The organism is Micromonospora sp. M51 (genome assembly GCF_018070305.1).
GTDB classification, from domain to species: Bacteria; Actinomycetota; Actinomycetes; order Mycobacteriales; family Micromonosporaceae; genus Micromonospora; species Micromonospora parva.
Genome location: NZ_JAGPXZ010000394.1, coordinates 1 through 5,629, shown reverse-complemented (window position 1 = coordinate 5,629; position 5,629 = coordinate 1). Strand labels below are relative to the sequence as shown.

Annotated in this window: 7 protein-coding genes; 4 read left to right on the top strand and 3 right to left on the bottom strand. The window is 71.1% G+C overall.

The window, feature by feature from the left end:
- Positions 1 to 1,408, bottom strand: a 1,408-nt coding sequence (locus tag KBX53_RS20280; RefSeq protein ID WP_309140816.1) for an AAA family ATPase, incomplete at its 3' end; no start/stop codon positions are given.
- On the bottom strand, positions 1,405 to 2,178 hold the full coding sequence (locus KBX53_RS36450; protein ID WP_247675925.1) for an adenylate/guanylate cyclase domain-containing protein: 774 nt from the start codon (positions 2,176 to 2,178) through the stop codon (positions 1,405 to 1,407). The genes KBX53_RS36450 and KBX53_RS20280, both read right to left, overlap by 4 nt.
- Positions 2,179 to 2,239: 61 nt before the next feature.
- Here KBX53_RS36450 and KBX53_RS20270 point away from each other — a divergent pair, with 61 nt between their 5' ends.
- Positions 2,240 to 2,497 (top strand): hypothetical protein, encoded by a 258-nt coding sequence (locus tag KBX53_RS20270; RefSeq protein WP_081884176.1) that lies wholly within the window; start codon positions 2,240 to 2,242, stop codon positions 2,495 to 2,497.
- A gap of 76 nt (positions 2,498 to 2,573) precedes the next feature.
- Here KBX53_RS20270 and KBX53_RS20265 read toward each other — a convergent pair whose 3' ends face one another.
- Entirely contained in the window at positions 2,574 to 3,266 is a 693-nt protein-coding gene (locus KBX53_RS20265; protein WP_030337710.1) for a Crp/Fnr family transcriptional regulator, read from the bottom strand.
- A 259-nt stretch (positions 3,267 to 3,525) separates the two neighbouring features.
- Here KBX53_RS20265 and KBX53_RS20260 point away from each other — a divergent pair, with 259 nt between their 5' ends.
- From KBX53_RS20260 to KBX53_RS20250, 3 genes are all read left to right on the top strand, one after another.
- Complete coding sequence (locus KBX53_RS20260) at positions 3,526 to 4,023, top strand: polyadenylate-specific 3'-exoribonuclease AS (protein WP_030337709.1); 498 nt, start codon at positions 3,526 to 3,528, stop codon at positions 4,021 to 4,023.
- 78 nt (positions 4,024 to 4,101) lie between these two features.
- Entirely contained in the window at positions 4,102 to 4,605 is a 504-nt protein-coding gene (locus tag KBX53_RS20255) for a pyridoxamine 5'-phosphate oxidase family protein (protein ID WP_030337708.1), read from the top strand.
- 162 nt (positions 4,606 to 4,767) lie between these two features.
- The coding region (locus KBX53_RS20250) for a 6-phosphofructokinase (RefSeq protein ID WP_210861030.1) at positions 4,768 to 5,629 on the top strand (862 nt) is incomplete at its 3' end.

The window sequence follows — 5,629 nt, the reverse complement described above, 5'->3', positions numbered from 1 at the left end:
CGGCGGTGTCCAGCGCGTGCAGCTCGTACGCCCGGCGGGCCGCCCGGTGCAGCGCGGCCCGAGCCGGCGGGGCGTAGGGGGCGGTGTCCAGCCCGACGGTGCGGGCGATCTCGTGTGCCGCCCAGCGATGGTGGGCCAGCACCTCGGCCAGGTCGTACTGGCGGCCGTCGGTGAGCTGCGCCATCCAGTCGGCGGTGCGTTGGTGACGCAGCACCCGTTCGGCCCGGGGTAGCCGCTGGTAGCAGACGTCGCGCACCAGGATGTGCCGGAACCGGTACTCGGGCTGACCGGGCATCGTCGACGTGCTCTGCTCGTACACCAGGTCGCGACGTTGCAGGCGGTCCAGCGCGCGCTCGACCCACTCCACCGGCCGCCCCAGCGCCATCGCCACCGGCGCGGCCCAGAACACCACGCCGACCACGGCGGCGGCCTGGAGCACCGCCCGGTCGGCCGGGTCCAGCAGGTCCAGCCGGTTCGCGATGACCGCCTGCACGGTGCGGGGCATCTCCGGGCCGCCGTCGAGGTCGGGGCGGGCGACCGAGTCGACGCCGTCGAGCAGGCCACCATCCAGCAGCATCCGGGCGTACTCCTGGGCGTAGAGCGGGTTGCCGTCGGCGAACTCGATCAGCGGGGTACGCGAGGCGGAGGGCAGCGTCGACTGCCCGAGAAGCAGCGAGTAGAGCGTGTCGATGTCGGTGTCGTGCATCGGCGGCACCGAGATGGACATCGCGCCACTGATCGTGCCGGTCCAGGCCGGGTGCCGTTCCCGCAGTTCCGGGCGGGCGGTCGCGACGACCAGCAGCGGTATGCCGCGCGCCGTCGCGCCGAGTTGCTCGACGAAGGCGAGCATCGCCTGGTCCGCCCAGTGCATGTCCTCGAAGGCGAGCACGGTCGGACCGGTGGCGGCCAGGGCGAGCAGGAAGCGCCGCCAGGCCGCCTCGGTCTCGCCGGGGGTGAGCCGCTCGCCGGGTACGCCGATCAGCGGCCCGAGCGCCTCGGCCAGCCGGGTCGCGTGCGGGTCGGCGAGCTGCGCCAGCCGGGCCCGCAGCCGCTCGCGCAGCGCGGCCGGGTCGTCGACCTCCGGCACGCCCACCCAGGTCTTCACGATGTCCGACAGTGCGGCCCAGGTGACGTTCTCGCCGAACGGCGGGCACTGCCCGACGAGCCAGGTGACCGGTGGGCCGGGCATGCTGCCGGCGTTGCGGGCCAGCTCGCGCAGCAGCCGGCTCTTGCCCACACCGGCCGGGCCGAACACCGTCACCAACTGGGAGGTCCGCTCGGTCACCATCCGGTGCAGCGCGTTGACCAGCAGGCCGCGCTCGTGCTCCCGGTCCACCATCGGGGTCAGCTCGGCGCCGCGCGGGTCCCGGTGCGGTCGGACCTGGACGGCCAGCCAGATCCGGCTCACACCGCGGACCGGCCGCGCAGGGTGACCGGTGGCTGGTCGGCGTACTCCATCTCGTGCCGGGTGGCCGACCAGGTGCTCTCGTCGACGACGACACCGCCCGGTGGGGCGAACCCCTGCAGGCGGGAGGCCGTGTTGACCACGTCTCCGGTGACGAACGCCTGCCCACCGTCGCGGGTGGCGGAGAGGTCGACCAGGGCCTCGCCTGTCGCGATGCCGACCCGGAAGCCCAGCGGCGGCTGCGGACCGGCGGGCTGTCGGGCCAGGCTCCGCTGCAGCTCCAGGCCGGCGCGCACACACCGCAACGCGTCGTTGTCGGTGGCCACCGGCGCGCCGAACAGCGCCATCGCTGCGTCACCGATGTACTTCTCGACCACCCCGCCGTACTGGTGCACGATCCGGCGCACCGTGGCGAAGTAGGTCTGCTGCAGACTGCGGGCCTGCTCCGGGTCGGCCTGCTCCGCGTACCTGGTGAAGTCCACTATGTCGACGAAGAGGACGCTGACCTGACGCCGGTCCTCCTGCACCACGACGACGTGGTCGCGCAGCGGCTGACCGCAGCTGGTGCAGAAGTTGACCTCGGTGCTGTTGGCGTGCCCGCAGTGCGCACAGTTGACGCCGAGCGGCTGGCCACAGCCGCCGCAGAAGCGGTCGTCCGGCCCGGCCGCGCGGGCGCAGTGTCCACACTTGAGGTCGATGTTCAGCTCCGTGGGCGAGAGGGGCCAGTATCGCGGCTGACCCGCCAGTCGGGTAACCGACGGGTGGACGGGCAACGTCGTCGATCGGCCGGGGTTAGTGTTCCGTACCAGGAAGTTTCATGTCAGGGAGAGTGCCGTGCAAGTACGATTGTCCGCCTCGTGGACCGATCCGGGTGGCACACAGTGGGCTCCGGGCGACACGATCGACGTCGATGCTGTCACTCTCGCCGAACTGGAGGAGCAGGGCATGGTGGAAGAGCCTGAGGGTCAGTCGGGCGGGTCGGGGGAGACCACGACCACCTCGTCGAGCACGTCCACGGCTGGTAAGCCGACCGATCCGAAGAAGATCGGTCCGGGGCCGGGCGCGCCGCCGGCCGACAGCACGGAGAACTGATCGCCCGGGTGCGGTCGGTGGGCCCTCGGTCCGCCGGCCGCACCCGTCGTGCAGCCGCCCGGTGCCGGCCGACCGATTAGCGGTCGTTCATGCCGGCGCGCCGACGCAGCGCGGCCACGTCGGTCACCACGATCCGACGACCCTCGGTACGCAGCCAGCCGCGACTCGCGAACGAGCCGATCGCCTGGTTGACGCTCTGCCGGGAACCACCGGCCATCTCGGCCAGCTGGCTCTGATTGAGCTCGATCGTGATCATCGGTGCCTGGCTCTCGCCGGCCAGCCGGACCAGCGTCTTCGCCACCCGACCGGGCAGGTCGAGGAAGACGTGGTCGGCGTTCTGCTCGGTGAGCCGGCGGATCAACCCGCCCAGTGAGCGCATCACCGCGTCCAGGATGCGGGGGTTGGAGTGCACCAACTCCATGAACGCGCCCCGCGACAGCGCGAGCGCCGCGCAGTCCTCGATGGCCTCCGCCGAGGCGGACCGGGTGGACGCGTCGAGCAGGGAGACTTCGCCGAGCACGTCCGGCGGACGGATAACCGACAGCACGGCCCGCTCGCCGGTGGGCGCGGTCCGAAACACGGCCACCGCGCCACGGCGCAGCACTATCAGTGACTCGCCGGGGTCGTTCTCCACGAAGAGCAGTTGGCCCTTGCGATAGGTACGTGGAACAGCGGCGGCGATGACGCGCTGCCGCACCTCGGGCTCCAGCCCAGCGAACATCTCCACACCCGTGAGCGCGTCACCCGGCTCTGGCAGGCGAACCTCCACGGCCCAACCCCTCCCCCGGTCATGGACCACAACTCGCTCACCGGGCGAACCTGATGGGCCCCGACAAGGTGAACTGACACCGATTCGGCGTCCGGTAGCGGTACACATCAGATCATGACGGTCCGGTCGCTTGCTGTACACCCCTCGAAGCACTTCCGTGACCGTCACGAGCTGCGACGCGCCACTCACAAGGTGTCGCCGGGGCGCGGGGTGGGCCCCGCCGGGGACGATGAAGCGGCGGTGGGCGAAGATGCCCGGAATGGTCTACCGCTACTTCTACGACTGCGAGTTCATCGAGGACGGCACGACGGTCGACCTCGTCTCGATCGGTGTCGTCGACGAGTACGGCCGCGAGTTCTACGCGGTCTCCACCGAGTTCGACGACTCCCGCGCCGTGCCCTGGGTCCGCCGCAACGTGCTGGACAAGCTGCCATCCCCGGCGGACCGGGCCTGGCGCTCGCGCGAGCGCATCCGCGACGACCTGTACGACTTCCTCATCGAGCCGATCCGGGACCGGCCGGGGGAGCAGCTGGAGTTGTGGGCCTGGTTCGCCGCGTACGACCACGTGGTGCTCGCCCAGCTCTGGGGTGCGATGCCGGCCCTGCCCCGGGAGATTCCCCGCTACACCAAGGAGCTGCGGCAGCTCTGGGACGACCGGGGTAGGCCGCCCCTGCCGGACGCGGACGCGGCCCGGCACGATGCTCTGGTCGATGCCCGGCACAATCTGGCCCGCTGGCGGGCGATGACCGCCCGCTAGTGGTGGCCACGCCGCCGTTAGGTTTGACCGGTTCTGTCCCGGGCAACGGTTCGACCAGCCGAGCCGAGGGAGATTGCCATGAGCGACCAGCCGACCAGCGCCGCGGAGGCGCGCGCCCGGGTCACCGGCCTGGCCCGTGCCGCGCGGATCTGCATGTTGACCACCACCGCTCTGGACGGGCGGCAGGTCAGCCGGCCGATGGGGCTCCAGGAGGCCGAGTTCGACGGTGAGTTGTGGTTCTTCGCCTCTGCCGACTCGGCCAAGGTCCGCCAGATCCGGGTGAACCCGGAGGTCAACATCGCCTTCTCTGACCAGAAGCACAACGCCTGGGTGTCGATCTCCGGCACCGCCACCGAGGGGTTCGACCGGGCCCGCGCCGAGCAGCTGTGGAACCCGCTGCTCAAGGTGTGGTTCCCGGATGGGCTGGACACCCCAGGGCTGACGTTGATCAAGGTGCACGCCAGCTCCGCCGAGTACTGGGACTCGCCGAGCAGCACCGTGGTGAACCTGCTCGGCTACGCGAAGTCCGCCGTCACCGGCCGGCCACCGGAGCTCGGCGAGAACCACGAGGTGACCTACTGACCGGGGGTGGGTGGCCGGGGCGCGCTGTCGTCGTACCGGCGGGCCGACTACAGTGCGCAGTGACGGCCCGCCCCGGGCCGGCAACGGCGCCGATGGTCTGACCTGACACATATCCTGGGGCAAATCGGGCTTTACCTGATGCTCCAGGAGGATGAGCGGATCATGCGTATCGGCGTGCTCACCGGCGGCGGCGACTGCCCCGGTCTCAACGCGGTCATCCGGGCGGTGGTCCGCAAGGGCGTCGCCACTTACGGTCACGAGTTCGTGGGCTTCCGGGACGGCTGGAAGGGCCCGCTGGAGGGTCTGTCCCGGCCGCTGGACATCGCCGACGTCCGCGGCATCCTGCCCCGCGGCGGCACCATCCTCGGCTCGTCCCGTACCAACCCGTTCAAGATCGAGAACGGCGTCGAGCGGATCAAGGACAACCTCGCCGCCCAGGGCGTGGACGCGCTGATCGCGATCGGCGGCGAGGACACCCTCGGCGTGGCCACCAAGCTCTACGAGCTGGGCGTGCACGTCGTCGGCGTGCCGAAGACGATCGACAACGACCTCGGTGCCACCGACTACACCTTCGGCTTCGACACCGCTGTCAACATCGCGATGGAGGCCATCGACCGGCTGCACACCACCGCGGAGAGCCACCACCGCACCCTGGTCGTCGAGGTGATGGGCCGCCACGCCGGCTGGATCGCCCTGCACGCCGGCCTGGCCGGCGGCGCCAACGTGATCCTGCTGCCCGAGCGCCAGTTCGACGTCGACCAGGTGGCCGGCTACGTCGAGAAGCGCTTCCAGCACCAGTACGCCCCGATCGTCGTGGTCGCCGAGGGCGCCCAGCCGCTGGACGGCCAGATGGTGCTCGCCAACCAGGAGCTCGACTCCTTCGGCCACGTCCGCCTCGGCGGCATCGGCCAGTGGCTCGCCGAGCAGCTGGAGGCCAAGACCGGCAAGGAGGCCCGCACCGTGGTGCTGGGTCACATCCAGCGCGGTGGCACCCCGACCGCCTTCGACCGGGTGCTCGCCACCC